Annotated in this window: 25 protein-coding genes; 19 read left to right on the top strand and 6 right to left on the bottom strand. The window is 68.4% G+C overall.

Annotated features, from left to right (window positions below; all coding sequences use genetic code 11):
- The first annotated feature begins 4 nt into the window (after positions 1–4).
- A complete protein-coding gene (locus CV103_RS12390) occupies positions 5–979 on the top strand; it encodes an enoyl-CoA hydratase/isomerase family protein (protein WP_107395098.1) in 975 nt (324 codons plus the stop codon).
- Here the strand turns inward: CV103_RS12390 and CV103_RS12385 are convergent.
- The 6 genes from CV103_RS12385 to CV103_RS12360 all read right to left on the bottom strand — a co-directional run bounded on the left by CV103_RS12385 (position 901) and on the right by CV103_RS12360 (position 8,627).
- The gene (locus CV103_RS12385) at positions 901–2,271 is read right to left on the bottom strand and encodes an amidohydrolase family protein (protein ID WP_107395142.1); all 1,371 of its coding nucleotides are present in this window, start codon (positions 2,269–2,271) and stop codon (positions 901–903) included. The genes CV103_RS12390 and CV103_RS12385 overlap by 79 nt on opposite strands.
- Complete coding sequence (locus tag CV103_RS12380) at positions 2,265–3,563, bottom strand: CoA transferase (RefSeq protein ID WP_107395141.1); 1,299 nt, start codon at positions 3,561–3,563, stop codon at positions 2,265–2,267. Before CV103_RS12380 ends, CV103_RS12385 begins: the two co-directional genes overlap by 7 nt.
- 78 nt (positions 3,564–3,641) lie before the next feature.
- Positions 3,642–4,619: an alpha/beta fold hydrolase gene (locus CV103_RS12375; RefSeq protein WP_107395097.1), complete on the bottom strand. Its 978-nt coding sequence runs from the start codon at positions 4,617–4,619 to the stop codon at positions 3,642–3,644.
- Positions 4,616–5,776, bottom strand: a complete 1,161-nt coding sequence (locus CV103_RS12370) for a thiolase C-terminal domain-containing protein (protein ID WP_015457694.1) — start codon at positions 5,774–5,776, stop codon at positions 4,616–4,618. The genes CV103_RS12375 and CV103_RS12370 overlap by 4 nt, the downstream gene beginning before the upstream one ends.
- Positions 5,776–6,222, bottom strand: a complete 447-nt coding sequence (locus CV103_RS12365; protein WP_015457695.1) for a Zn-ribbon domain-containing OB-fold protein — start codon at positions 6,220–6,222, stop codon at positions 5,776–5,778. Before CV103_RS12365 ends, CV103_RS12370 begins: the two co-directional genes overlap by 1 nt.
- Complete coding sequence (locus CV103_RS12360) at positions 6,219–8,627, bottom strand: CaiB/BaiF CoA transferase family protein (RefSeq protein WP_107395096.1); 2,409 nt, start codon at positions 8,625–8,627, stop codon at positions 6,219–6,221. The genes CV103_RS12365 and CV103_RS12360 overlap by 4 nt, the downstream gene beginning before the upstream one ends.
- Before the next feature lie 331 nt (positions 8,628–8,958).
- On the opposite strand from CV103_RS12360, the gene CV103_RS12355 reads away from it, so the two are divergent.
- From CV103_RS12355 to CV103_RS12270, 18 genes are all read left to right on the top strand, one after another.
- Positions 8,959–9,864, top strand: a complete 906-nt coding sequence (locus CV103_RS12355) for a VOC family protein (RefSeq protein ID WP_015457697.1) — start codon at positions 8,959–8,961, stop codon at positions 9,862–9,864.
- Positions 9,861–10,751 carry a CoA transferase subunit A gene (locus CV103_RS12350; protein WP_245896810.1) on the top strand — a complete coding sequence of 297 codons (891 nt, stop codon included), beginning with the start codon at positions 9,861–9,863 and terminating at the stop codon, positions 10,749–10,751. The genes CV103_RS12355 and CV103_RS12350 overlap by 4 nt, the downstream gene beginning before the upstream one ends.
- Before the next feature lie 13 nt (positions 10,752–10,764).
- A complete protein-coding gene (locus CV103_RS12345) occupies positions 10,765–11,550 on the top strand; it encodes a CoA-transferase subunit beta (RefSeq protein ID WP_015457699.1) in 786 nt (261 codons plus the stop codon).
- The gene (locus tag CV103_RS12340; RefSeq protein WP_015457700.1) at positions 11,550–11,996 is read left to right on the top strand and encodes a Zn-ribbon domain-containing OB-fold protein; all 447 of its coding nucleotides are present in this window, start codon (positions 11,550–11,552) and stop codon (positions 11,994–11,996) included. The genes CV103_RS12345 and CV103_RS12340 overlap by 1 nt, the downstream gene beginning before the upstream one ends.
- Positions 11,993–13,174: a lipid-transfer protein gene (locus tag CV103_RS12335; RefSeq protein WP_015457701.1), complete on the top strand. Its 1,182-nt coding sequence runs from the start codon at positions 11,993–11,995 to the stop codon at positions 13,172–13,174. Before CV103_RS12340 ends, CV103_RS12335 begins: the two co-directional genes overlap by 4 nt.
- Positions 13,174–14,265, top strand: coding sequence for an NAD(P)H-dependent flavin oxidoreductase (locus CV103_RS12330; RefSeq protein WP_107395094.1), 1,092 nt, complete (start codon positions 13,174–13,176; stop codon positions 14,263–14,265). The genes CV103_RS12335 and CV103_RS12330 overlap by 1 nt, the downstream gene beginning before the upstream one ends.
- 14 nt (positions 14,266–14,279) lie before the next feature.
- Positions 14,280–15,032, top strand: a complete 753-nt coding sequence (locus CV103_RS12325) for an enoyl-CoA hydratase family protein (protein WP_015457703.1) — start codon at positions 14,280–14,282, stop codon at positions 15,030–15,032.
- A 108-nt stretch (positions 15,033–15,140) separates the two neighbouring features.
- Positions 15,141–16,292, top strand: coding sequence for an acyl-CoA dehydrogenase family protein (locus CV103_RS12320; protein ID WP_107395139.1), 1,152 nt, complete (start codon positions 15,141–15,143; stop codon positions 16,290–16,292).
- Positions 16,293–16,297: 5 nt separating this feature from the next.
- Positions 16,298–17,299, top strand: coding sequence for an acyl-CoA dehydrogenase family protein (locus CV103_RS12315; RefSeq protein WP_015457705.1), 1,002 nt, complete (start codon positions 16,298–16,300; stop codon positions 17,297–17,299).
- Positions 17,292–18,443, top strand: coding sequence for an acetyl-CoA C-acetyltransferase (locus CV103_RS12310; RefSeq protein WP_107395093.1), 1,152 nt, complete (start codon positions 17,292–17,294; stop codon positions 18,441–18,443). Before CV103_RS12315 ends, CV103_RS12310 begins: the two co-directional genes overlap by 8 nt.
- Positions 18,443–19,042 carry a gamma carbonic anhydrase family protein gene (locus CV103_RS12305; protein WP_107395092.1) on the top strand — a complete coding sequence of 200 codons (600 nt, stop codon included), beginning with the start codon at positions 18,443–18,445 and terminating at the stop codon, positions 19,040–19,042. The genes CV103_RS12310 and CV103_RS12305 overlap by 1 nt, the downstream gene beginning before the upstream one ends.
- Positions 19,043–19,062: 20 nt before the next feature.
- Entirely contained in the window at positions 19,063–19,965 is a 903-nt protein-coding gene (locus tag CV103_RS12300) for an SDR family oxidoreductase (RefSeq protein WP_015457708.1), read from the top strand.
- Between the two features lie 3 nt (positions 19,966–19,968).
- Positions 19,969–21,111: an acyl-CoA dehydrogenase family protein gene (locus CV103_RS12295; RefSeq protein ID WP_015457709.1), complete on the top strand. Its 1,143-nt coding sequence runs from the start codon at positions 19,969–19,971 to the stop codon at positions 21,109–21,111.
- Entirely contained in the window at positions 21,108–21,887 is a 780-nt protein-coding gene (locus CV103_RS12290; RefSeq protein ID WP_015457710.1) for an SDR family oxidoreductase, read from the top strand. The genes CV103_RS12295 and CV103_RS12290 overlap by 4 nt, the downstream gene beginning before the upstream one ends.
- Positions 21,888–21,889: 2 nt before the next feature.
- Positions 21,890–22,351: a MaoC family dehydratase gene (locus CV103_RS12285; RefSeq protein ID WP_107395091.1), complete on the top strand. Its 462-nt coding sequence runs from the start codon at positions 21,890–21,892 to the stop codon at positions 22,349–22,351.
- 5 nt (positions 22,352–22,356) lie between these two features.
- Positions 22,357–22,728, top strand: a complete 372-nt coding sequence (locus tag CV103_RS12280) for a nuclear transport factor 2 family protein (RefSeq protein WP_107395090.1) — start codon at positions 22,357–22,359, stop codon at positions 22,726–22,728.
- Between the two features lie 6 nt (positions 22,729–22,734).
- Positions 22,735–23,937, top strand: a complete 1,203-nt coding sequence (locus CV103_RS12275) for a thiolase family protein (protein WP_070934417.1) — start codon at positions 22,735–22,737, stop codon at positions 23,935–23,937.
- A complete protein-coding gene (locus CV103_RS12270) occupies positions 23,937–24,254 on the top strand; it encodes a 2Fe-2S iron-sulfur cluster-binding protein (RefSeq protein ID WP_107395089.1) in 318 nt (105 codons plus the stop codon). The genes CV103_RS12275 and CV103_RS12270 overlap by 1 nt, the downstream gene beginning before the upstream one ends.
- The last annotated feature ends 129 nt before the right edge of the window (positions 24,255–24,383 follow it).

The raw sequence follows: 24,383 nt of genomic DNA, 5'->3' as shown, positions 1-24,383 counted from the left end.
TTCCGTGCCCGCCCCGGCCGATATCCTCTCACCGGCCGATCTCGCGGCCCTCGCCGCGCGCCAGCCGATGCCGGAGGAATTTGGGCCGGACAGCCCCCGCCCGCTGATCGCCTTCGCGCTCGCCGATGCCGATCCCGCGCTCGGCCCGTGGCTCGCGCACCTGCCCTGCCCGGTGATCGGCATCGGCGCCGGTCCGCTCGACCTCGCCTGCGATGTCGTGCTGGACGATGCCGACCAGCTCGGCCCCATCGCCCGCAACGTCGCCGCCGCGCCGATCGCGGCGATGGTCCTCGTCCAGCATCTGCGCGCCAGCGCCGGCCTCCCGCTGGAATCCGCGCTCACGGCGGAAAGCTTCGCTTATGCCACCCTTCAGCAAGGCCCCGAATTCAAGCGCTTGAGCTTCCCCCGCATAGAACGGAAGCCCGCCAACCAGCCCGCCCCGGTCGAAATTTCATATACCGGAACCGGCATGGGCCTGCGCCTCAACCGCCCCGCGACCCTCAACGCCATCGACGCCGAAATGCGCGACGCCCTGTGCGAGGCGCTGGATATCGCCCTGCTCGATCCCGATGCGCCCGCCGTTCGCCTCACCGCCGCAGGCCGCGCCTTTTCGACGGGCGGCGAGGTGGCCGAATTCGGGCTGGCCGCCGATCCCGCCACAGCGCATTGGGTCCGCTCGCTCCGCCTGCCCGCCCGCCGCATCGCCCGGCTGGCCGATCGCCTCTCCGTCCACGTCCATGGCGCCGCGATCGGCGCCGGGCTGGAGATCGCCGCCTTCGCCCGGCATCTGACCGCGACGCCCGATGCCTGGTTCCAGCTTCCCGAGCTGAAATATGGCCTGATCCCCGGCGCCGGCGGCACCGCCAGCCTGCCGCGCCGCATCGGCCGGCAGCGCACCGCCTATCTCGCGCTGTCGATGCGCCGCCTTTCCGCCGCGGCCGCGCGCGACTGGGGGCTGGTGGACGCGATCGTGGAATAGGCCACCGCGCCCCCCACCCAGGTCGCCCGCGCCCGCACCGCCGCCAGACCGGCGCGCGCCGCCGCCCATGGCCGATCGATCAGGCAAAGGTCCGCCGGTTCGCCCACCGCCACCCGCCGCGCCGGGCCGCCGGGATCGGCAGGACGGCCGGTGAACAGCGCCAGCGCCTGTTCCGGCGTCACCGCTTCCTGTGGCCCCAGCCCCTCGGGCCGCGCGACCGCCGCCGCCATCGCCGCCCAGGGGTCGATGCCGCCGAACGGCGCGTCGCTGCCCGCCGCCACGCGGATGCCGGCGACCAGCAGCGATCGCAGCGGATAGAGGAACGGCCGGTCCGCCGCCGCCACTTCGGCGCGGTAGGCCGCCTGCCTTTCCGCCACGAAGTGAGGCTGCGTCACCACCGTCAGCCCCAGCCGCGCGATCCAGTCGATCGCCTCGGGCGGAGCCACGCCGCAATGCTCGATCCGGTCGCCGCGCATCGGCCCCGCCGCCTCGATCGCCGCGAGCGTCAGCATCAGTTCCGCCAGCGTCACGCAATGCGCGGCGACCGGCCGGCCGGCGCCGTGCGCGCCGGCGATCTCGGCGGCCAGCGCGTCCAGCCCCGGCAGGTCATGATCGTGATAATGGAGCTTCAGCGCTCCTGCGCCTTCCAGCCCGTCCAGCGCGCGCGTGCCCATCACCAGCAGCCGCTGCCGCAGACCGGCCCCGCGATAGCGCGCCCAATCGCGGGCATCGTTGCGCGGCGTCACCTCGGTCACGCCGGTCACGCCGTAGCTGGCGAGCAGATCGCCCAGCGGCCGCAGGTCCGGCGGGTTCCGGGGCAGCCGCGCGGCGAGCCAGGCATCGCCATCCACCAGGCGGCCATCTGCCGGCCCGCCATCGAGCAGGTCCATCGCCCGGCTGTTCAGCACCCACATCCGCCCGCCGCGATGCTGGATCCGGATCGGCCGGTCCGGCCCATGATCGTCGAGCCAGGCGCGGTCTATCCGGCCGATGCTGTCATGATAGCCGATGCCGCGCAGCCAGCCGGTGCCGGGCGCGGCCCGCAAGCGAGCGGCCAGATCGTCCAGCGAAGCGATGTCGGGCGGCCCGCAGCGCAGCGAGGCCAGCGCGGCGGCGGCGGCGTTCAGGTGGATATGATGATCGTGGAGCCCCGGCAGGATCGCCGCGCCGCCGGCCTCCATCACGGCCTCCTCCGGCGCGGGCGCGAGAGACGCGGCGATCGCCGCGATCCGGCCGCCGGCCAGCCGCAGGTCGACCCTCGCGCCGTCCAGCTCCGCGCCCCGGATCAGCATGATGCCAGCACCGCCGCCGTATCCGCCCCCAGCGCGCCCGCCGGCGCGAAGGGCGCGCGCGGCGGATAGAGCGGCGCGCCGTCCCGCTCCGCCATCGCCTGCCATTCCGCCAGTAGATCGCCTTGCGCGATACCGGCCCCCATCGCGTGCGCGGTGGTCCCGGCAAGCGACAGGGCGATCAGCCCGGCCTCACCCCGGCACCAGGCGGCCCAGGCGGCCAGCGCCGCGTGCAGCCCCGTCAGCGGATCGGCAATGGCATCGCCCGCGAACATCGGCTCGCCCCAGCCGGCCGCCATCGCCTGCGCGAGGCCCGCCGCCACCGCCGCATCGTCACCGAAGCCGACGCGATCGGCGGCCGCCCCTTCGCGCCCATAGGCCGTGATCGAAACCCAGATGGCGCCATTCGCCACGGCCTCGTCCGCGTCCACGCCCAGTTGCGCCAGCGCGCGCGGCCGCGATCCTTCGATGACGATATCGGCCCGCGCGACCAGCCGGCGCAGCGCGGCCCGCCCCTCCCCGGATCGGAAATCGAGGGCCACGCTACGCTTGCCGCCATTCAGCAGATCGAAGAAACCGGCATGGCCCAGCCGCGCGCCGTCCGGCCGGGCAAGGCTTTCCACCTTCACCACATCGGCGCCGAGCATCGCCAGCAGCGATCCGGCGAGCGGCCCGGCCCAGAGCGGCGCGAGATCGACGACAAAGGGGCGATTTCCCCCGGCTGCCCTGATCGGGCCGGCCCCCCTCCTGCGGAACCAGGGCTGCGGCACAGGTGCGGGCGCGGCGGCGAGCGCGATCGGCAGGCCCATCTCGATCCCGCGTGCGACGAGATCGGCGGCGGGCCGAAGCCGCGCCTCGCGCGCGACGCCATCCCAGCCATCGGCATCCGCCTCCAGCCACGCCGGCAACAGATCCCGATCCTCCTCCCGCGCGAGATTGAGGGCGAAATGCCCGTCGGCGGCCGAGATCAGCCGGCAGGAACGGTTGGCGGACATCGCGCCGCCCCGCTGCAACCCCATCAGCCGCGCCCGCTCGCCGAGCAGCAGCGCGCCATGGGGGGGGAGCAGCGCATCGGGCGGCGCCAGCGCGGCGAGCGCCAGCAGGGCCGCGTCGGCCGAAAGCGTCAACGCCGCCGGGCACATCAACGCAGGACCGTCTTCCCGCCCCGTCACCGCCATCAGCCCGGCACGGCGCCAGGCAAGCGCGGGATGGTCCCCGCCCCCGTCCGGCACCGGCAGGGGACAATCGCAATCGACGAGCAGCCGGCGGGCGAGATCGGCGGGAGAAGGCGGCATCGTCACCAATGGATCATGCCGCCGCCCGTGCGCCGGAGCCAGCCCGGATTTGCGCCTTCTCCGTCGCCCGCCAAGGCGTCAGGACGGGACCACCCCGTCCACCCAGTTGAGGATGCGGCGATACAGGCGGTCCGTCTCCGGCGCCACGAACACGTGATGGCCGGATGTCGGCACCACATGCAGCGTGAAATCGGGGCAGCGGGCATAATCCGCCGGCAGCAGGTGCGGCGGGCCGGTCATGTCCCGCTCGCCCACCGAAAGGAACACCGGCACGCCGATCGCGCCCAATTCCTCGCGGACATTGCCGGGCATCATCGCGTGCATGCCGATATTGGCGAGCACATTGTTCATCACCTCGCGCAGCGCGCGGCCGGCGGGCGTATCCTTCTCATACCGGGGGGCCGGCAGATAGGGCTGCGCACCGAAGCGGACCCGCGCGAATTCGACCACGCGGGAACGGCCGCCATCGGGCGTTTCCAGGGCGGCGCGCAGATCGTCATCCAGATATTCGGGCAGGCCTGTGGTGCCGAAGCAGAAGAGCAGCATCGCCGTGAAATCGGGGGACGCCACCTGATGCACCGCGCTGATCATCGCGCCCGCCGAATGGCCGGTGCCGATCACCGGCAGGCCGGGCAGCGGCGGCAGCCCGCCCAGCCCGCCTTCCGCCAGCCGGCCGCGGATATCGGCCAGCGCGCGGATATTCCCCTGCGCCACCGCCTCGGTGGTCAGCGCATAGCCATCCTCCGGCCGGGTGCTGTCCCCCACGCCCACGGGATCGATCGCCACGACGACATGCCCGGCCGCGACCAGGGCGGCGGCGAGGCTGAACGCCTCGTCATCCGGATTCTGCGGATCGTGGAGATCATAATAGCCGCGCGCGACCCCGCCGCCCGGCACGCACCAGAAGAGCAGCGGCCGATCCGCCAGCCGGGAGGGGACATGGAGGTCGAGCGCCAGCTCGATCGCCCCCGCACCCGGCGCGATCTCTCCCACGTCCACCCTGAGCACATGCACGGCGTGGCGCGGTGCGGCGCGGGAGGCGGCCACCGCCGTCATAGCCCCAGGATCGCGCCCGCGACGCCGGAGGCGCAGAACACCGTCTCCACATTCTTCACCTGGTTGGCGGCCGTGCCGCGCAGCTGGCGGACGCCTTCGGTGATGTTGTTCATGCCGTGGATATAGGCCTCGCCCATCAGTCCGCCATTGGGGCTGAGCGGCGTGCGGCCGTCGAGGTTCATATGGCCGTCGCGGATATAATCCTTGGCCTCGCCCCGCCCGCAAAAGCCGAAGCCCTCGGTCTGGCGCAGGATCTGCGGCGTGAAATTGTCGTAGATCATCGCGACGTTGGTTTCGCGCGGCGCGATGCCGGCGGCCCTGGTCAGCCGCTCCGTCACCCGCTGCGACACGGCAAGCTCGGTCAGGTCGCCCTCATAATAATCCGATATGATCTCGTGATTCTTGAGGAAGGCATATTCCGCGCCCAGGATGCGCGCCGGCTTGTTCTTCGTATCCCGCGCGCGATCGGCCCGCGCGATCACCAGCGCCACGCCGCCATCCGATTCCTGGCAGCAATCGAGCAGGTGGAGCCAGGGCGCCACGATCCACTTGGAATTCTGGTGATCCTCCAGCGTGATCGGCTTGCCGTGGAACCAGGCGATCGGGTTGGTCGCGGCATTGCTGCGCAACAGCACCGCGATGCGGCCGAGATCCTCGGACGTGACGCCGTAGCGGTTCATATAGGGTGCGCACGACAGCGCTTCCCACACCGCCGGCGTCTGCGCGCCATAAGGGAAGCACCATTCGATGAAGGTGCTGCTGCGGCCGCTGGGCTGGATGTTGAGGTTGGGCTGGCCGAAGCGATAGGCCGAACGCTCGTTCATCGCGCGCCACACGACCATCACGTCGCAGAAACCCGATTCCACCGCCTTCTTGGCATGGACCAGCGTGGTGACGGAGGATGCCCCGCCCTGCGGCGTGCGGAGCGTATATTTGATCTCCTCCACGCCGAGGTTGCGCATCAGATCGACCTCGTCCGAATTGTCGAGATCGAAGGTCAGGCAGCCGTCCACATCCTTGGGCGAAAGGCCGGCATCGTCGAGCGCGGCGAGCACCGCCTCCGCCATCAACTGCTGTTCCGAACGGCCCGAATTACGGGAAAATTCCGTCTGGCCGATGCCGACGATCGCGGCCTGGGCATTGCGATCGACCATCATCAGGCCTCCTTCGCGGGATGGAAGACGGGGATGCGATTGCCGCCGCTGGTGGTGGCGAAGCCGACCTCCACCTTCATGCCGATCCGCATCTGGTCCGCCGGCACGCCTTCGACATTGGTGACGAAGCGGAGCCCCTCCTCCACCTCCACCAGCGCCACGATCGGCGGCTCGTTGAAGCCGAACGCCGCCGGGTGGACGGGCATCACCCAGCTCACCACCGTGCCGCGGCCGGAAAGCTCCTGCTCCTGCCGGTCCTTGCTGAGGCAATCGGGGCAGATCGCGCGCGGCGGGTGCCACAGCCGGCCGCAGCCGCCGCATTTCTGCGCGACGAAGCGCCCTTCGTTGGCGGCCCGCCAGAAAGGCGCGCCATCCACCGTCATGATCGGATCGGGACGGTGGGGGTTGGGATTGGTATCGCCGCTCATCGCCAGGGGCTCCGCATTCATTGCCAAGGGCTCCGCATCTGCTGCTGGGTGGCGCGGGGCGGATCGCAGGCGATCGCGCCCTCGGCCGCCAGCGCATCGATCCCGGCATCGTCATAGCCGAGCGTTTCGAGTATATTGGCCGTATCGCGGCCGACGATCAGCGGCGGCCCCTGGATCACGCCCGGCGTGCCCGAAAGCTCGTAGGTCAGGCCGATCTGCTCCAGCTTGCCGACGGCCGGATCGTGATAGTCGGTCGTCCATTTGCGCTGGCGCAGCACCGGATCGTCGAACAGGCGCAGCGATGCCGTGTCGTCCGAAAGCTCGGCGGGCACGCCGGCGGCCGCCAGCGCGGCCAGCGCATCGGCCACCGCCCTGCCCGCGAAGAAAGCAACCGGATCGCTGCCGGCAAGACCATCGAACGCCTGCTTTTCCGTATCCGTGATCGCCGCCACCTGCACCCAGCCGTCGGCGGCCTGATAGAGGCGGTAATGCGCCGAATAGCCGGTCTGGTCCTTGTCGAGCCGCAGGCGGGGAACCGCCGCGCCGTCGGGCTTCGCCACCGCATAGCTGGTGTTGAGCAGGCAGGCGTTGACGATCGAGGTATCGACGAACTGGCCCCGGCCGGTCTTCTCCCGCTCCATCAGCGCATTGAGGATGCCGATCGCGGAGAGGAAGCCGTTGCCGGTATCGCCCAGCGAGGTGAGGCTCCAGATCGGGCGGCCGCCGGCGGCGACGGCCCCGTCCTCATGCTGGATGCCGGACAGGCAGGCGCCGGTCTGGTCGTTGCCGGGAAGGCCCATGCGCGGCCCCTTCTCGAACCCGCGCGTGTGGCAATAGATGAGGCGCGGAAATTCCTTCGACAGCGTCTCATAATCGAGGCCCAGCCGCTGGGCGGCGTCGTAGCGCATATTGTGCTGCACCACGTCCGCGCTGGCGATCAGATCCTTGAGGATCGCCATCGCCTTCGGATGCTTCAGCATCAGCGCGATCGAACTTTTGCCGCGATTGGCCATGTAGGCGATGTGGTTGCGATGCCAGTAGGTATCCCACAAGGCATTGATCTTGATGACCTCCGCGCCGAGATCGGCAAGGAGCTGGCAGCCGAACGGCCCGGCGATGGCTAGGCCGAGATCGAGCACGCGGATGCCCTTGAGCGGCGGATCGCCCGGCGTGGTATCGACCGGCTGGCGAACCGGATCGGGCAGCGCCGCCGCCTCGTCCTTGACCGCCTTGGTGTCCGCGCCGCGGGCATGGGCCGGCCCCTTCACCTCGCCCTGGCTGTTCGACAGGCGATAGGTGATGCCGACCTGGTTGATCGGCCCGAGATCGGGATCGTTCACGGTGGTGACGCAGCGATCGTCGATCAGCAGCGGATCGGTGAGCGATTCCTCGAGCGGGCGGCATTCCTGCATCGTCATTTCGGCGATGCGGGCGGCCTCCACCCATTCGGCCGCGCTGAACTTGGCAATCGCATCCTGCAGCAGCGGCTGATAATGCGCCATCACCAGCAATTCCTCCGGCCCGATGCCGAAGCGGTCGGGATCGTTCTGCACGGTGAGATCGGGCGTGGCGTTCAGCGTTTCGCCGGCCGATGCGCTCAGGATGAAGCGCGGGTTGGGCACCCAATTATGCACCCAGCGCCCGTCCTTGCACCGGAAATGCCCCTTGGGCGACTTGGAGCTGAGGATCCAGGTGTTGAAGCCGGGGGCGTCCGGCTCCTCCATGCGCTGCCACACGCCCGAGGCGCAGGCCATCGCACCCTGCTGCAGCGAGGTGCTGACCTTCTGGCCGCGCCCGGTGCGGGTGCGCGCGAACAGGGCGGCGGCGATGCCGGTGGAGGCGGAGAAGAAGGCGCCCAGCGACGGCCAGGGCGATGCCACGAACAGCGGGCCTTCGCGATTGGCGCCCTGCAGCCATTCGGGATCGATCTCGGCCGCGTCGATGAAGGGGTTTTCCCGGCCCGTCATGTGCCAGACGGCGCCTTCGGGATGGCCGCGCTGTTCATATTGCAGGCCGACGCGGGCGGCGACCAGCGCGTCATAGCCCTTGCGGTCCTGATCGGGCGTGCCTTCGCCATAAGCGGTGATCGAGCAGTAGATCAGCCGGGGATTGATGGCGGCGAGCGCCTCGTGATCGATGCCCAGCCGCTTCGTGACGCCGGGCGCGAAGCTTTCGATCAGCACGTCGGCATTGGCCGCCAGCTTCAGGAACAGCGCGTGATCGTCCACGTCCTTCAGATCGAACACGGCGCTGCGCTTGCCGCGATTCCATACCTTGTAGCCGAGGAGCTGGCCGAAGGGATCGCCCTGGGGGCGTTCGATCCGGGTGACCTCGGCGCCATGGTCGGCGAGCAGCATGGCCGTCATCGGCCCCGCCACGCCCCAGGAAAGATCGAGCACTTTCAGTCCGTCGAGAACGCCGGCCATAACCTCTCCTCCTGATGCCCCCGCGTTTTCGCGGTAGGCGGATCCTGCCACCGCGCATGTCCCGCGGCGAGCGCTGACGGAATCCTCTTGCCGCCAACGTGAATCACATTCACCTTGAATGGATCAAGCTGTCAACAGTCAATGCCGAATGCCGCGCAAATGGCCATCATCACTCCGCACAAGGCGCCAATTCCGCATTTGAGATGACCATATGCGCAATCATATCGTGCTTTCGACAACGACTAACGCTTGAAATGCCCGATAACGGCCGATAGAGCCGATGGCATGAACGTCGCCCGCAGCGCGGCGACGAGAGAGGAGTGATGGGGGCATGTCGGTACATTCGCTCGCCTATCTGGTCATAGGCGCCCGCGATCTCGCTGCCTGGACGAGTTACGCCGAATCGGTCGTCGGGCTGATGCGGGGGGATTCGGGCCAGGAGAACGTGCTCCACTACCGCATGGATCACCGCAGCTTCCGCTTCCGCATCGAAGCAGGCGAGGCGGACAAGCTGATCGCCACCGGGCTGGAATGCGCATCGCGCGCGGATTGGGACAAGTCCCTGTCCTCGCTCAAGAATGCGGGCGTCGCCGTCGAGGTGGCGAGCGCCGCCGAAGCCAAGGCGCGCGGCTTCCACGACCTGTTCCGCTGCGTCGATCCGGCGGGCAATCCATTGGAGATCGGCTGGGGACACATCGTTTCCGGCACGCCCTTCATCTCGCCCCAGGCGGTCGACGGATTCATCACGCTGGACGGCGACAACGACATGGGCTTCGGCCATGCCGTTCTGCCGGCGCCGAACATCGACGAGACCCGCGCTTTCTATGTCGACCTGCTCGGCTTCGCCAATTCGGACGAGATGCGCGTCTATCTGCAGGGCGGCCCGGACGATCCCGGCATCGGCATGCATTTCCTCCATGCCGGCAGCCCGCGTCACCATGTGATCGGCCTGGCCCAGTTCCCCAATCCTTCGGGTCTGGTGCACACGATGGTCGAGGTGGCGACGCTGGACGAGGTGGGCATCGCGCTCGATCGCGCGCTCGCCGCCGGCACGCACATCTCCTCGACGCTGGGCAAGCACACCAACGACAAGATGGTGAGCTTCTACATGCGCACGCCGGGCGGGTTCGACATCGAATATGGCTGCGGCGGCATCCGCCCCGACTGGAGCAATTTCACCCCCACCTTCACCATCAAGGAGGATCTGTGGGGTCATGTATGGGATTTCGGCCAGTGAGTGATCTGAGTTTCGACAAGCGTATGACGGTCGACGACATCGTCGGCCGGATCAAGGACGGCATGACGATCGGCATGGGCGGCTGGGCCACCCGCCGCAAGCCCATGGCGCTGGCCCGCGCAATCGCGCGGTCGGACCTGAAGGACCTGACGCTGGTGGCGCCCTATGGCGGCCCCGAGATCGGCATCCTGGCCGCTTCGGGCAAGCTCAAGAAGCTGGTGTTCGCCTTCGCATCGATGGACCAGATCCCGATCGAGCCGCATTTCAAGAATGCCCGCCAGGCCGGCCTGTCGGTGCTGGAGCTGGACGAGGGCATGGCGCACTGGATGCTGCGCTGCGCGGCGATGAAGCTGCCCTTCCTGCCCACCCGCGTCGGCATCGGCACCTCGATCATCGAGCAGCCGGGCTTCGCCACGGTGAAGAGCCCGTTCGAGGATGGCGAGGAGCTGGTGGCGGTGCCGCCGCTGAAGCTCGATATCGCGCTGATCCACGTCCATCGTTCGGACGAGAAGGGCAATGTGCTGGTGCTTTCGCCGGACCCCTTCTTCGACGAGCTGCTCGCCCGCGCCGCCGATGAAGTCTACGCGACGGCGGAGAAGATCGTCTCCACAGCCGAGCTCGACATGCGCGCCAACGCGCGGTTCAACCTGTTCGAACGTTCGGTGCTGACCGGCGTGGCGGAGGCCCCGTTCGGCGCCCATCCGACGAGCGCCCAGCCCGACTATGAGATCGATATGAAGCATCTGAAGACCTACGTCGCCTCGGCGGAGACGCCGGAGGCATGGGAGGCCTATCGCCAGCAGTTCGTTGCGGTCGATGCCGATGCCTATCTGGCGGCGGTCGGCGGCGCGGATGCCGTGCTCGCTTCGCCCCGTCCGGTTTATTGAGGGAGGCGGGACCATGACCTATACGCTCGCGGAACTCATCATCCACACCGCCTCCAAGGCCTGGGCCAATGACGGCGAGATCCTCGCTTCCGGCATCACGCCCCTGCCGCGCCTGGGCGCCAGCCTGGCCAAGACCACGCTCAACCCGCGCCTGATCGTCTCGGACGGCGAAAACTGGTTCGCCGACGCGCCGATCCCGCCCGGCCCGCGCAACGGCAAGGATTATGTGATCGAAGGCTGGGCGCCTTACGACCGCACCTTCAACAACCTCTGGAGCGGCAAGCGCCACGCGATGGTCGCCCCGGTGCAGATGGACCGGTTCGGCCAGGCCAATATCAGCGTGATCGGCGATCATGCGAAGCCCAAGGCGGCGCTGCTCGGCGCGCGCGGCTTCCCCGGCAACTCGATCAGCCACGCCAACAGCTTCTTCTTCCCCGTGCACAACAAGCGGGCGCTGATGGGCGGCGAGGTCGATTATGTCTGCATGGCCGGCTACAATCCGGCCCGCCAGATGAACGGCCGCTATCCGCCCGGCCTCGACCTGCGCGTCATCATCACCAATCTGTGCGTGATGGACTTCGGCGGGCCGGACCACGCGATCCGCATCGTTTCGCTGCACCCCGGCGTCACCTTCGATGAGGTGCAGGACAATACCGGCTTCGACATCGTCCGCCCCGAAGGCGCGATCCCGGAGACGGAAGGCCCGTCGGCGGCGGTGCTCGCGGAAATCGCGCGGCTCGATCCGAACGACGTGCGGTCCAAGATGCTGAAGGACAATCCCCCCGGAAGGCGCGACTGATGACGGAAGCGACGGTTCCCGTTCTCGACGGCTGGTTCACGCTGGATGGTGCGGCCCCGCACCTGATCGGCACGCGCTGCGCCGCCTGCGGCACCTATTATTTCCCCAAGCTGGAAACCTTCTGCCGCAACCCGGACTGCGAAAGCTCGCAGTTCGAGACGGTGGAACTGTCGCGCCGGGGCAGGCTCTGGTCCTTCACCAACGCCTGCTACAAGCCGCCGGAGCCCTATATCGCGGCCGATCCGTTCGTGCCCTATGCCATCGCCGCGGTGGAGCTGGATCGCGAGAAGATGGTCGTGCTGGGCCAGGTGGTCGACGGCGTCGGCGTCGAGGACCTGAAGGCCGGCATCGAGATGGAGCTGGTGTTGGGCACCATAGCCGATGCGAACCTGCCCGAGGGCAAGCTCACCTGGAAATGGAAGCCCGTCGAAGGAGCCGGCCAATGAGCGGCGAGATCGCGATCATCGGCGTCGGCATGCACCCCTGGGGCAAATGGGGCCGCAACTTCGCCGAATATGGCGTGGCGGCGGCGCAGGCCGCCATCAAGGATGCCGGCATCCACTGGCGCGACGTGCGCTTCATTTCCGGCGGCGGCACCGTGCGCAACGGCTATCCGGGCTATGTCGCCGGCGCCACCATCGCGCAGGCGCTGGGCTGGCAGGGGGCGGAGGTGAACACCTCCTACGCCGCCTGCGCCTCCGGCTCGCAGGCGCTGGCCGCCGCGCGCACCAAGATATTGTCGGGCGATTGCGAGGTCGCGCTGGTGGTGGGCGCGGACACCACGCCCAAGGGCTTCCTGGCCCCGGCCAAGGGCGAGCGCCCCGACGATCCCGATTGGGTGCGTTTCCGGGTGGGCATCACCAACCCCACCTATTTCGCGCTCTATGCCCGCCGCCGCATGGAAATCTACGGCGACACGCAGGACGATTTCGCGGCCGTGAAGGTGAAGAATGCCGAGCATGGCTTCACCAATCCCAATGCGCGCTATCGGAAGAAGTTCACGGCGGAGGATGTCGCGGCATCCGCGATGGTGGCCGATCCGCTGCGGCTGATGGACGTGTGCGCCACCTCCGACGGCGGCGCCGCGCTGATCGTGTGCAGCCTCGATTATGCCCGCAGGATCGGCAAGGCCGATGCCGTGCGCATCGCCGCCATCTCGACCGTGACGCCGAGCTTCCCCTCGGCGCTGGTCGAGATGCCCGATCTCGCCACCGACAGCGCGGTGGCGGGTGCGCCCTTGAGCTTCCGTTCGGCGCTGCCGGCCAAGGCCTATGAGCAGGCCGGCATCGGCCCGGAGGACGTGTCCGTCGCCGAGGTCTACGACCTTTCGACCGCGCTGGAGCTGGACTGGATCGAGGATTGCGGCCTGTGCGCCCGTGGCGAGGCGGCCGCGCTCACCCGTTCGGGCGCGACGCGGATCGGCGGGCGCATTCCGGTGAACCCCTCGGGCGGCCTCGCCTGTTTCGGGGAAGCCGTGCCGGCGCAGGCGATCGCGCAGGTGTGCGAACTGACGTGGCAGCTGCGCGGCCAGGCCGGGGACCGGCAGGTGGAAGGCGCCAAGGTGGGAATCACCGCGAACCAGGGCCTGTTCGGCCACGGTTCCTCGGTGATCGTGAAGCGCTGATGGCTTACGATCCCCTCGCCACGGTCCTGACCGAGCGGCTCGGCTGCCGCGTGCCCGTAATCCAGACGGCGATGGGCTGGGTGGCCGAGCCCCCGCTCGTGATCGCTTCCACCAATGCCGGCGCGTTCGGCTTCCTCGGCGTCGCGGTGATGACGCCCAGGGAAGCGGCCGAGAAGATCAAGCTGGTCCGCGAGGCGACGACCGCGCCCTTCGGCGTCAACTTCCACATGTTCCAGCCGGGCGCGGCGGAGATCGTCGATCTCGTCATCGCCAACAAGGATCGGGTGCGCGCCGTCAGCTTCGGGCGCGGGCCGGACCGGAAGATGATCCAGCGCTTCAAGGATGCCGGCATCCTCTGCGTGCCCACCGTGGGGGCGGTGAAGCATGCGCAGAAGATGGTCGAGCTGGGCGTCGACATGGTGACGGTGCAGGGCGGCGAAGGCGGCGGCCATACCGGCTCTGTCCCCACCACCATCCTGCTGCCGCAGGTGCTGGACGCGGTGAAGGTGCCGGTGATCGCCGCCGGCGGCTTCGCGGACGGGCGCGGGCTGGCGGCGGCGCTGGCCTTCGGCGCGGTCGGCATCGCCATGGGCACGCGCTTCCTGATGACGCAGGAAAGCCCGCTGCCGCAGAAGGCCAAGGACGTCTATCTGAAGGCCGGCACGGACGACATCATCGTATCGAAGAAGATCGACGGCCTGCCCCAGCGCATGGTCCGCACGCCCCTGTTCGACAAGATCGAGCGTTCGGGCACGATCGGCATGTGGCTGCGCGCGATGGAAGGCGGGCTCGAAATGAAGAAGCGCACCGGCGCGAGCTGGGGCGAAATGATCGCGGCGGCCAAGGGCATGACCAGCCATGGCGGCTTGAGCTTCATGCAGGCGATGCTCGCCGCCGCCGCGCCCACGCTGATCCAGAAGGCGGTGGTGGAAGGCGATATCGAGAACGGCCTGCTCGCCACCGGCGTGGTCGGCGGCCGCATCGACAAGCTGCCGACCTGCGCCGAGCTGATCGCATCGATCGAAAGCGAGGCCCGCGCCCGCATCGCCGCGCTGACCGGCGCCGCCCCCGCATCGACCGCGGCGGCCTGAGGAGAGAATAGCCAATGCCCATCCGTATCCATGTCGAGGACAATATCGGCGAGGTGATCGTCGATCACCCGCCGGTGAATGCGCTCGACAGCGCGACCGTGAACGAGCTGGCGGACATCATCGCCGAGGTGGGCCAGCGCGAGGACGTGCGCTGCATCCTGATCCGCGCCGTGGGTAAGGGCTTCAACGGCGGCGCCGACATCAAGGAGATGCAGGCGAACCCGGAGCGGATCGTGAACCTCAACCGGGGCAATTACCGCACGTTCAAGGCGATCCACACCTGCCCGGTGCCCGTGGTGAGCGCGGTGCAGGGCTTCGTGATCGGCACCGGCATCGGCATCTGCGGCGCATCCGACGTGGTGATCGCCGCCGAGAACGCCTATTTCTCCCTGCCCGAGGTCGATCGCGGCGCGATGGGCGGCGCCAGCCACCTCCAGCGCATGTTCCCGATCCAGAAGGTGCGCGCCGCCTTCTTCACCGGCGGGCGCATCCCGGCGGCCGAAGCCTATCGGCTGGGCGCGGTCGAGATGGTCGTGCCGGTCGAGGAGCTGCATGCCAAGGCCCGCGAATTCTGCGCGATCATCGCCTCCAAGAGCCGCAAGGCGCTGACCACCGCCAAGGAGGCGCTGAACGGCATCGAGCCGCGCGACGTCGACCAGGGCTATCGCTGGGAACAGGGCTTCACGCTGGAAATGTACATGCACGAGGACAGCCAGAAATCGCGCGACGCCTTCGTCCATGAAAAGGGCCAGGCGGCGAAGTTCTGATGCCCGCTGACTTTCTTGCCCCGTTCGTCCCGAGCGAAGTCGAGGGACGTGCCGCAGGCGGATCGCAAACGTGTCTCGACTTCGCTCGACACGAACGGATTTGAATTGATGGATCTTAATTACACCCCCGAACAGCAAGCCTTCCGCGCCGAGGTCCGCGCGTGGATGGAAGCCCATGTTCCCAAGACCCCGCTCAAGACGCTGGAAGGCCGCGAAGGCTATGACCAGCATGTCGAGTGGGAGCGCACGCTGGCGTCCGGCAACTGGGGCATGGTGACGTGGCCCGAAGCCTATGGCGGCCGCAACCTCGACCTGATCCGCTGGCTGATCTTCGAGGAGGAATATTATCGCGCCAAGGCCCCGCTGCGCGCCAACCAGAACGGCATCTTCCTGCTCGGCCCGACGATCATGGAATATGGCACGGACGAGCAGAAGGCCCGCTTCCTCACCCCCATGGCCAAGGGCGAGATCATGTGGGCGCAGGCCTGGTCCGAGCCGAACGCCGGATCGGACATGGCGGCGATCCGCAGCCGCGCCGTGCGCGACGGCGACCATTATGTCATCAGCGGCCAGAAGACCTGGTCCAGCCGGGCGGCCTTCGCCGACTGGTGCTTCGGCCTGTTCCGCACCGATCAGGACAGCAAGCGCCACAAGGGGCTGAGCTTCATCCTGCTGCCGCTCGACTCGCCCGGCGTCACCGTGCGGCCCATCCGCCAGCTCCATGGCGAGACGGGCTTCGCCGAAATCTTCTTCGACGAAGTGCGCGTGCCGGTGGAAAACCGCATCGCCGGCGAGGGCGAGGGCTGGAACGTCGCGATGGCGACGGCGGGCTTCGAACGCGGGCTGATGCTGCGCTCCCCCGCCCGCTTCCAGGCGACGGCGAAGCGGCTGGTGGAGCTTTATCGGCAGCATGAGGCCCATGCCTCCCCCGCCGCGCGCGAGGCGGTGACGCAGGCCTGGACCGATGCGGAAGCCTATGCGCTCAACACCTATATGGTCGCCTCCACCATCCAGGCGGGCGGGCATATCGGCGCGGAGGCCAGCCTCAACAAGATCTTCTGGTCGGAACTCGACCGGTCGATGCACCGCACGGCGATGAGCCTGCTCGGCGCGGCGGCGGAGCTGCGCACCTTCGCGGACGGCGCGATGAACGAGTGGCTGGAAGGCTATATCTTCTCGCTCTCCGGCCCGATCTATGCGGGATCGAACGAGATCCAGCGCAACATCATCGCCGAGCGGCTGCTCGGCCTGCCGAGGTAAGCGCCATGGATTTCCGCTTCACCGAAGACCAGATCACGCTGCGCGACAGCGTGCGCGAATATCTGGAAGGCACGCACACGCCGGAACTGCTGCGCAAACTGGACGAACATGGCAACCGCGACGACGGCGTGTGGAACGGCCTCGTCGAAATGGGCCTCGCCGGCCTGCTCGTGCCCGAGGACCAGGGCGGGCTGGGCATGGGCCTGATCGAGGCGACCCTGATCGCAGTCGAGCTGGGCCGTGCCAATGTCAGCGAGCCGATCGTCGATACCGCCTTCGTCGCGGCGCCATGGCTCGCGGCCAAAGGGCAGACCGATCGGCTGGGGGATATCGCCGGCGGCGCGCTCAAGGTGGCGCTCGCCCATGACGTGAACCCGTGGGTCGCCGATCTCGATCAGGCGGGCGCGGTGATCTCGCACGGCAAGCTGGCCGATGTCGCCGCCTCGCCCGTCGCCCTGGATTCGGTCGATCCGCTGCGCCGGCTTTCCGCGCGCGGCGATCTGGGCGGCGGCGATCCGCTGCTGCTCGACCTTGCGGCGCTGATGGCGGCCGCCCAGTTGGTCGGCGCGGCCGATCGCATGCTGGCGCTGGCGGTCGATTATGCCAAGCAGCGCGAGCAGTTCGGCCAGCCGATCGGATCGTTCCAGGCGGTGAAGCACCACGCCGCATCGGTGGCGGTGAAGGTGGAGTTCGCCAAGCCGGTGCTGTGGCGGGCGGCCTATGCGCTCCAGAACGGCCATGCCCGCGGCTCCGTCCATATCAGCCACGCCAAGCTGGCCGCCACCGACGCCGCGATCTTCGCGGCCGAAACCGCGATCCAGATCCACGGCGCCATGGGTTACACCTATGAGGTCGATCTCCATTTCTGGATGAAGCGCGCCTGGGCGCTGGCCGGCGCCTGGGGCGACCGCGCCTTCCACCTGAAACGTATCGATGACGCCGTGATCGGCGGCGGCATCGACCTTGGCCCCGATCGCACCTTCGCAAGCGAGATGATCCATGCCTGAAGCCTATATTGTCGATGCCATTCGCACGCCGACCGGCAAGAAGAAGGGCAGCCTTGCCGGCTGGCATCCGGCCGATCTGGGAGCCATCCCGATCAAGGCGATCGTCGATCGCACCGGCATCGATCCCAACGCGGTGGACGACGTGGTGTGGGGCTGCGTGGACGCCGTCGGCCCGCAGGCCGGCAATATCGGCCGCAGCGCCTGGCTGGCGGCCGGCTATAGCGAGGCCATTCCCGGCGTCACCATCGATCGCCAGTGCGGTTCCTCCCAGCAGGCGATCCACTTCGCCGCGCAGGGCGTGATGAGCGGCACGCAGGACCTGGTGATCGCCGGCGGCGTGCAGAACATGAACGCCATCCCGATCTCGTCCGCCATGTATGCCGGGCAGGCACTGGGCTTCGAAACGCCCTTCTCCACCTCGCCGGCGTGGAAGGCGCGCTATGGCGACGAGGAAGTGAACCAGATCTACGCCGCCGAGAAGATCGCCGCCACCTGGGGCATCAGCCGGCAGGACATGGAAGCCTTCGCGGTCGAAAGCAATGCGCGGGCGGAACGCGCCATCGACGAAGGCCGCTTCGACAGCCAGATCGTGCCCGTCGGCGATTTCCGCATGGACGAGACGGTCCGTCGCGGCACCACGCTGGAAGGCCTGGCGGGCCTCAAGACCGTGCGCGAGGGCGGCCTCATCACCGCCGGCGTCTCCAGCCAGATTTCGGACGGCGCATCGGCCGTGCTGGTCGCCAGCGAGCAGGCGATGAAGGCCCACGGGCTGAAGCCGCGCGCGCGCATCCATCATCTGACGGTGCGTGGCGACAGCCCGATCTTCATGCTGACCGCGCCGATCCCGGCCACCCGCCATGCGCTGGAAAAGACCGGCCTCAAGCTTTCCGACATCGACCTGGTCGAGATCAACGAGGCTTTCGCCAGCGTCGTCCTCGCCTGGGCGAAGGAACTGGACGCCGACCTGTCGAAGGTCAACGTCAATGGCGGCGCCATCGCGCTCGGCCACCCGCTCGGCGCGACGGGCGCCAAGCTGATGACGACGCTGCTCTACGAACTGGAGCGCACCGGCGGCCGTTACGGCCTGCAGACGATGTGCGAAGGCGGCGGCCTCGCCAACGTGACGATCATCGAAAGGCTCTGATGCCGGTCTATGCCTTCGAGGGCCTCGTGCCCGTGGTCGATCCGGCGACCTTTCTGCACCCGACGGCGGTGCCGATCGGCGACGTCGTGATCGGCCCCGGCTGCTATATCGGCCCCGGCGCGTCGCTGCGCGGCGATTTCGGCCGCGTGGTCGTCGAAGGCAATGCCAGCATCCAGGACAATTGCACCCTCCACACATCGTCCGAAAGCGATTGCGTGGTGGGGTTCGGCTGCACGGTGGGCCATGGATCGGTGCTCCATGGCTGCCGGCTGGGCCGCAACGTGCTGGTAGGCATGAACAGCGTTGTGCTGGACGATGCGGAAATCGGCGAGGACAGCCTGATCGGGGCCTTGAGCCTCGTCAAATCGGACATGCGGGCACCGGCGCGCAGCCTGATCGCGGGAAACCCCGCCAGGGTCGTGAAGGAAATCCCGGAGGACAAGGTTTTCTGGCGGATGGGGGAGGATGGCGAATATGTCCGCCTTGCCCGCCGATCGCTGGCCGGCCTCGTCGAATGCGGACCGCTGGCCGCGATGGAGCCGGGGCGCGGGCGCCCGGCGGGCGGCGCCAGGGCGGTCCGCTTCGCGCGATCCAAATGATATAGATACGGAGGAAAGACGTGGGCATCTGCGAAGGGCGCGTGGCGATCGTGACGGGGGCCGGCAACGGCCTCGGCAAGGCCTATGCGCTGGGCCTGGCGGCCGAAGGCGCCAAGGTGGTGGTGAACGACCTGGGCGTCGGCACGCATGGCGAGGACGGCCTCACCAAGGGCGCCGCCGAACAGGTCGTCGATGAGATCCGCGCCATGGGCGGCGAGGCGGTGGCCGATACCGGCGACGTCGCCGATTGGGATGCCGGCAAGCGTATGGTGGACCTTGCGGTCTCCACCTTCGGCCGGCTGGATGCGGTGGTGAACAATGCCGGTTTCGTGCGCGATCGCATGTTCGTTTCCTGCACGCCCGAGGAATGGGACGCCGTCACCCGCGTCCACCTGCGCGGCCATTTCTGCACCAGCCGCCACGCGGTCGATTACTGGCGCGCGCAGCAGAAGGCGGGCAACCCGATCGACGCGCGGATCATCAACACCACCTCCGGCGCGGGCCTGCAGGGTTCGATCGGCCAGAGCGCCTATTCGGCCGCCAAGGCCGGCATCGCCACGCTGACGCTGGTGCAGGCGGCCGAGCTTGCCCGTTACGGCATCACCGCCAACGCGCTGGCGCCCAACGCCCGCACCCGCATGACGGCCACCGCCTTCGACATGAGCGTGGCGGAAGGCGAGTTCGACGTGTTCGCGCCGGAGAATATGGCGCCGCTGGTCGCCTATCTGGTCAGCGAGCAATCCCGCAAGGTGACGGGCCAGGTGTTCGAGCTGAAGGGCGGCCGCATCTTCCTGTCGCAGGGCTGGACGGACAGCCCCGCCTACGACAAGGGCGCCCGCTTCGAGGCGAGCGAGCTTGCCCCGATCGTCGAGAAGCTGGTGGCGACGCGCGAGCCCGCCAAGCCCGTCTACGGGACCGCCTGATCCATGTCCGCCGGCCTGACCGACGACCAGATATTCATCCGCGACAGCGCGCGGGATTTCCTGCGCGACCGCGCGGATTTCGATGCGCTGCGCAAGGCCGTGGACGGCGCCGGCTGGGATCGCGCCCTGTGGGACAGCTTCGCCGGGGAACTGGGCTTTGCCGGGATCGGCGTGGCGGAAGCCCATGGCGGCGCGGGGCTGGGCCCGGTGGAGCTGGCGCTGATCGCCGAGGAGCTTGGCCGCACGCTGGCGCCCATCCCCTGGTTCGAAACCGCCGTGCTGGCCGCGACCGCGATCGCGGAAGCCGGCGGCGAGGCGCAGCAGGCGGCCTTGCTCGGCCCCATCGCCCGCGGCGAGACCATCGCCACGCTGGCGATGCGCGATGCGGCCGGCGGGCCGATCCCCGAAGGCATCGGCCCGGTGCTGGAAAAGGACGGCGGCGGCTATCGCCTCAGCGGCCGCGCGCATTTCGTGCCTTTCGGCGCGGATGCCGATCTGCTGATCGTCGCCGCGCGTGAGCCCGGCTCCGCCGGCTGGGACGGCATCAGCCTGATCGCGCTTCCCGCCGCCGGCCTCGAGCGCGAGGCGCTCACCTCGCTCGATCTCACCCGTCCGCTCGCCCATGTCGATCTCGACGTCACGATCGGCGCGGAAGCGATCCTGGGCGCCGTGGGCGCCGCGGGCCCGGCGCTTCGCCGCACCCTCGCCATCGCATCGGGCATCCTTGCCTCCGAACAGGTGGGCGGCATGCAGCGCACGCTCGACGAGACGGTCGAATATTCCAAGCAGCGTGTGCAGTTCGGCCGGGTGATCGGTTCCTTCCAGGCGATGAAGCACCGCATGGCCGACATGAAGCTATGGCTGGAAGCGGCCCGGTCCGCCGCCGCCATGGCCGCCGACGCCATCGCCCGCGACGCAGGCGACATGGAGACGCTCTCGGCCGCCGCCCGCTCCTACTGCTCGGACGCCTATCTCCGCATCGCGGCGGACGGCATCCAGCTTCACGGCGGGATCGGCTTCACCTGGGAACACCACGCCCACCTCTTCTTCAAGCGCGCGCGCGGAACGGCCACGCTGCTGGATTCGCCCGCGCATCATCGCGAGCTTATCGCCCGCGCCATCATCGATACGGAACAAGCCGCATGACCAGCATTCCCGCCTACCCCACCCCGCTCGGCCTGCTGAAGGGCAAGACGGTGGTCGTCACCGCCGCCGCCGGCACCGGCATCGGCTTCGCCACCGCCAAGCGCGCGGCCGAGGAAGGGGCCACCGTCCTCATCAGCGACTTCCACGAGCGCCGCCTCAACGAAGCCGCCGATCGGATCGCCGCGGAAGTGGGCACCCGCCCCTTCACCCAGATCTGCGACGTGACGAAAGAGGAGCAGGTGCAGGCGCTGCGCGATGCGGCGGTGGCTGAGCTCGGCCATGTCGACGTGCTCATCAACAATGCCGGGCTGGGCGGCGAGGTCGACGTGGTCGACATGACCGACGACCAGTGGAACCGCGTGCTGGACGTGACGCTGACCAGCGTGTTCCGCATGAGCCGCGCCTTCCTGCCCCACATGTATGAACGCAAGACCGGCGCGGTGGTGAACAACGCCTCGGTGCTCGGCTGGCGCGCGCAGAAGGGCCAGGCCCATTATGCCGCCGCCAAGGCCGGCGTGATGGCCTTCACCCGCTGCTCCGCCGTGGAAGCCGCCGAACATGGCGTGCGGATCAACGCCGTATCGCCCTCGATCGCGATGCACGCCTTCCTCGCCAAGGTGACGACGGACGAGCTGCTGGCCAAGCTGACCGAGCGGGAAGCCTTCGGCCGCGCCGCCGAGGTGTGGGAAATCTCCAACGTCATGCTGTTCCTCGCCTCCGATCTCGCCAGCTACATGACCGGCGAGGTCGTCAGCGTTTCCAGCCAGAGGGCCTGACGATGACGGCGAAGGTCTATGCCAGGCCCCAGGACCTGATCGGCCAGGAGGGCACGAAGCTCGGCCCCACCGACTGGCTGACGATCGACCAGAAGCGCATCGACGGCTTTGCCGAGGTGACGGGCGATCACCAGTGGATCCATGTCGATGTCGAGCGCGCGAAGACCGGGCCGTTCGGGCGCACCATCGCCCACGGCTACCTCACGCTCAGCCTCGCCAACTTCTTCCTGCCCCAGCTTATCGAGGTGCAGGGCTTCGCCCATGCGGTGAACGTGGGCACCGACAAGACGCGCTTCCTCGCTCCCGTGCCCGAAGGATCGCGCATCCGGGGCGTGGGCGAGATCGTGCATGTCGAGGAGATCAAGGGCGCGATCCAGCTGGTCGTGCGCATCACCATAGAGATCGACGGCGGTGACAAGCCGGCCTGCGTCGTCGACACAATCGGCCGCTATTTCCCGGAGTGAGAGAGATGCCCAGCCACGAACAGAAGGATGCCGTCGTCCAGGCCTATATCGATGCGTTCGCCAAGGGCGATCCCGCCGCCGTCGCCGCATTGTTCGCGCCGGGCGCGTCCGTCGAGGACCCCGTCGGCACCGGCGCGCATGTCGGCCATGACGCGATCCTGGCCTTCTACACCGAATCGATGAAGACGGGCGCGAAGCTGAAGCTGGAAGGCCCCGTGCGCACCGCCGGCGACTATGCCGCCTTCGCCTTTTCCGTGTCGCTGGCCTTCAAGGATACGGCACGGATCGACGTGATCGATACTTTCCGCTTCAATGAGGACGGCAAGGTCGTGGAGATGCACGCCTATTTCGGCCCGAACAACATGCAGGGAATGTAATCGATCATGCGTGAAGCCGTCATCGTATCCACCGCCCGCACCGGCGTGGGCAAAGCCTATCGCGGCGCCTTCAACGACACGGAGGCGCCCGTCCTTTCCGGCCATGTGGTGAAGGCGGCGCTCGATCGTTCGGGGCTGGACCCCAAGCGCATCGACGACATCTTCATGGGCGTGGGCACGCAGAGCGGCACGCAGAGCTACAATCTGGGCCGGTTGACGGCGGCCACCGCCGGCCTGGGCCAGAGCGTCGCCGGCTTCGCGCTGGATCGGAAATGCGGATCGGGGCTGACGGCGGTGGCGCTGGCGGCGCGATCGATCATCGCGGGCGATATCGACGCGGCGGTCGCCGCCGGCATGGAATCGATCTCGCTCACCCTCAACAAGCATGCGATGACCTATCGCAACCGCAGCCAGGCGGTGATCGCCGCCGAGCCGCACGCCTATATGGCGATGATCGAGACGGCCGAGATCGTCGCCGACCGCTACGGCATCAGCCGCGAGGCGCAGGACGAATTTTCCGCCCGCAGCCAGCAGCGCGCCGGTGCGGCGACGGCCGCCGGCCGCTTCGCCGACGAGATCGTGCCGATCACCGTCCAGAAGGCGCTGTTCGACAAGGAAGGCAACGAGACCGGCAAGCAGGAGGTGACGCTCGACCGCGACGAGGGCATTCGCGGCGATACCACGGTGGAAGCGCTCGCCAACCTGAAGCCCGTCTTCAAGAATGGCGAGATCATCCAGGAAGGCCGCCACATCACCGCCGGCAATGCCAGCCAGCTTTCGGACGGTGCCTCCGCCCAGATCGTCGTCGATCGCGCGATCGCGGAGAAGGAAGGCCTGCCGATCCTGGGCATCTATCGCGGTTTCCAGGTCGCCGGCTGCGCGCCGGAGGAAATGGGCATCGGCCCGGTCTTCGCCATCCCCAAGCTGCTCGACCGCGCCGGCCTCAAGGTTTCCGACATCGGCCTGTGGGAAATCAACGAGGCCTTCGCCAGCCAGGCGATCTATTGCCAGCAGAAGCTGGGCATCGATCCCGATATCCTGAACGTCAACGGCGGCGGCATCGCCATCGGCCACCCCTTCGGTATGACGGGATCGCGCCTGGTGGGACACGCGCTTATCGAAGGCAAGCGCCGCGGCGTGAAATATGCTATCGTTTCGATGTGCATCGCCGGTGGCATGGGCGCAGCCGGATTGTTCGAGATCGTGTGATGATCACCATCAACGTCACCACCCGCGACGGCGACCGCCAGCAGATCGACGGGCAGGAAGGCTCCGCCCTCATGGAGATGCTGCGCGACGCCGGGCTGGGCGTGGACGGCACCTGCGGGGGCATGTGTTCCTGCGGGTCGTGCCACGTCTATATCGCTTCCGAAACCACGCTGCCCAAGCCCAGCGAGGACGAGGCGGACATGCTGGAGGGCATGGGCTCGATCGTCGAGGTCCGCCCCTCCTCGCGGCTGTCCTGCCAGATCATCCTGAAGCCGGAGCTGGACGGGCTGGACGTGGAGATCGCGCCGCAATTCTGAGGGCGCACCCAACAACCGTCATTCCCGCCAAGGCCGCCGCAGCCAATCCGTGGAAGCGAGCGGCCCGATGGAGCCGACGACATCCGACATGATGGATTCCCGCCTTCGCGGGAATGACGTGGGTTGGGA

Origin of the sequence: Edaphosphingomonas fennica (genome assembly GCF_003034225.1) — a bacterium.
Lineage (GTDB): Bacteria > Pseudomonadota > Alphaproteobacteria > Sphingomonadales > Sphingomonadaceae > Sphingomonas_E > Sphingomonas_E fennica.
Note: the sequence above shows the minus strand (reverse complement) of the source record. Positions and strands in the feature narration are given on the sequence as shown.

Excerpts from the sequence above, each read along its gene's own strand:
- CV103_RS12385 (WP_107395142.1), bottom strand. The coding sequence starts at position 2,271 with ATGCTGATCCGGGGCGCGGAGCTGGACGGCGCGAGGGTCGACCTGCGG.
- CV103_RS12380 (WP_107395141.1), bottom strand. The coding sequence starts at position 3,563 with ATGCCGCCTTCTCCCGCCGATCTCGCCCGCCGGCTGCTCGTCGATTGC.
- CV103_RS12375 (WP_107395097.1), bottom strand. The coding sequence starts at position 4,619 with ATGACGGCGGTGGCCGCCTCCCGCGCCGCACCGCGCCACGCCGTGCAT.
- CV103_RS12370 (WP_015457694.1), bottom strand. The coding sequence starts at position 5,776 with ATGATGGTCGATCGCAATGCCCAGGCCGCGATCGTCGGCATCGGCCAG.
- CV103_RS12365 (WP_015457695.1), bottom strand. The coding sequence starts at position 6,222 with ATGAATGCGGAGCCCCTGGCGATGAGCGGCGATACCAATCCCAACCCC.
- CV103_RS12360 (WP_107395096.1), bottom strand. The coding sequence starts at position 8,627 with ATGGCCGGCGTTCTCGACGGACTGAAAGTGCTCGATCTTTCCTGGGGC.
- CV103_RS12355 (WP_015457697.1), top strand. The coding sequence starts at position 8,959 with ATGTCGGTACATTCGCTCGCCTATCTGGTCATAGGCGCCCGCGATCTC.
- CV103_RS12345 (WP_015457699.1), top strand. The coding sequence starts at position 10,765 with ATGACCTATACGCTCGCGGAACTCATCATCCACACCGCCTCCAAGGCC.
- CV103_RS12340 (WP_015457700.1), top strand. The coding sequence starts at position 11,550 with ATGACGGAAGCGACGGTTCCCGTTCTCGACGGCTGGTTCACGCTGGAT.
- CV103_RS12335 (WP_015457701.1), top strand. The coding sequence starts at position 11,993 with ATGAGCGGCGAGATCGCGATCATCGGCGTCGGCATGCACCCCTGGGGC.
- CV103_RS12330 (WP_107395094.1), top strand. The coding sequence starts at position 13,174 with ATGGCTTACGATCCCCTCGCCACGGTCCTGACCGAGCGGCTCGGCTGC.
- CV103_RS12325 (WP_015457703.1), top strand. The coding sequence starts at position 14,280 with ATGCCCATCCGTATCCATGTCGAGGACAATATCGGCGAGGTGATCGTC.
- CV103_RS12320 (WP_107395139.1), top strand. The coding sequence starts at position 15,141 with ATGGATCTTAATTACACCCCCGAACAGCAAGCCTTCCGCGCCGAGGTC.
- CV103_RS12315 (WP_015457705.1), top strand. The coding sequence starts at position 16,298 with ATGGATTTCCGCTTCACCGAAGACCAGATCACGCTGCGCGACAGCGTG.
- CV103_RS12310 (WP_107395093.1), top strand. The coding sequence starts at position 17,292 with ATGCCTGAAGCCTATATTGTCGATGCCATTCGCACGCCGACCGGCAAG.
- CV103_RS12305 (WP_107395092.1), top strand. The coding sequence starts at position 18,443 with ATGCCGGTCTATGCCTTCGAGGGCCTCGTGCCCGTGGTCGATCCGGCG.
- CV103_RS12295 (WP_015457709.1), top strand. The coding sequence starts at position 19,969 with ATGTCCGCCGGCCTGACCGACGACCAGATATTCATCCGCGACAGCGCG.
- CV103_RS12290 (WP_015457710.1), top strand. The coding sequence starts at position 21,108 with ATGACCAGCATTCCCGCCTACCCCACCCCGCTCGGCCTGCTGAAGGGC.
- CV103_RS12285 (WP_107395091.1), top strand. The coding sequence starts at position 21,890 with ATGACGGCGAAGGTCTATGCCAGGCCCCAGGACCTGATCGGCCAGGAG.
- CV103_RS12280 (WP_107395090.1), top strand. The coding sequence starts at position 22,357 with ATGCCCAGCCACGAACAGAAGGATGCCGTCGTCCAGGCCTATATCGAT.
- CV103_RS12275 (WP_070934417.1), top strand. The coding sequence starts at position 22,735 with ATGCGTGAAGCCGTCATCGTATCCACCGCCCGCACCGGCGTGGGCAAA.
- CV103_RS12270 (WP_107395089.1), top strand. The coding sequence starts at position 23,937 with ATGATCACCATCAACGTCACCACCCGCGACGGCGACCGCCAGCAGATC.